Source organism: Burkholderia sp. HI2761 (assembly GCF_002223355.1).
Classification (GTDB): Bacteria; Pseudomonadota; Gammaproteobacteria; order Burkholderiales; family Burkholderiaceae; genus Burkholderia.
Genome location: NZ_NKFN01000025.1, coordinates 1 through 1023 on the forward strand (window position 1 = coordinate 1; position 1023 = coordinate 1023).

Here is a 1023-nt window from a genome sequence, read left to right on the forward strand (position 1 = left end):
TTGCGCGGGTGCTTGAACGGCACCTTGATCTCGGCGATCACGCGGCCCGGGTTCGACGACAGCACGAGGATCCGGTCGCACATGAACACCGCTTCCTCGATGTTGTGCGTGACGATCAGCACCGACTTGATCGGCATGCGGCCCTGCGTCCACAGATCGAGCAGGTCGGTACGCAGCGTTTCGGCGGTCAGCACGTCGAGCGCGGAGAACGGCTCGTCCATCAGCAGGATGGTCGGATCGACGACGAGCGCGCGCGCAAAGCCGACGCGCTGACGCATCCCGCCCGACAGCTCGCGCGGATACGCGTTCTCGAAGCCGTCGAGACCGATCAGGTCGATCGCGGCCAGCGCACGCTCGCGCCGCTCGCGCGCGCCGACGCCGAGCGCCTCCAGCCCGGCTTCCACGTTCTGCAGCACGGTGAGCCACGGAAATAGCGCGAAGGTCTGAAACACCATCGCGACGCCCTCGGCCGGGCCGCGCAGCGGCTGGCCGAGGTACGTCACTTCGCCGCCGGTCGGCTCGATCAGCCCGGCGATGATGCGCAGCAGCGTCGACTTGCCCGAGCCCGACCGGCCGAGCAGCCCGACGATCTCGCCTTCGCGCAGCGACAGGTTCGCGTCGTCGAGCACGAGCAGCTCGCCCTGGGTCTTGTTGAAGCCGCGGCAGACGTGATCGACGCGCAGGATCTCTTCACCGAGCCGGGGCGGCTGCAGCGGCTGGGACGTCTGGACGGGGGCGTTTACAGCATTCGGATTGTGCATCGCGTTTCGCTCTCAATCGGTCTCAGTCGAGCCGCAGCTTCGCTTCGGCAAAGGCATACAGCGGGCGCCACAGCAGGCGGTTGAACAGGGTGACGAACAGGGACATCACGGCGATGCCCAGGATGATCTTCGGAAAATCGCCGTCGGCGGTGGTCTGCGCGATGTAGGCGCCGAGGCCGTGCGCCTCGATCCTGGTGTTGCCCCACTGCACGGCTTCCGACACGATGCTCGCGTTCCACGCGCCGCCCGATGCGGTGATCGC

At 67.4% G+C, this 1023-nt stretch carries 1 protein-coding gene and 1 pseudogene; both read right to left on the minus strand.

Translation table 11 applies throughout. The features are described 5' to 3' along the window. A partial coding sequence (locus CFB46_RS34950; RefSeq protein WP_143751698.1) for an ABC transporter ATP-binding protein occupies positions 1–761 on the minus strand: 761 nt, incomplete at its 3' end. 22 nt (positions 762–783) lie between these two features. After that, positions 784–1023, minus strand: a pseudogene (locus tag CFB46_RS34955) (sulfonate ABC transporter permease); the annotation flags it as partial.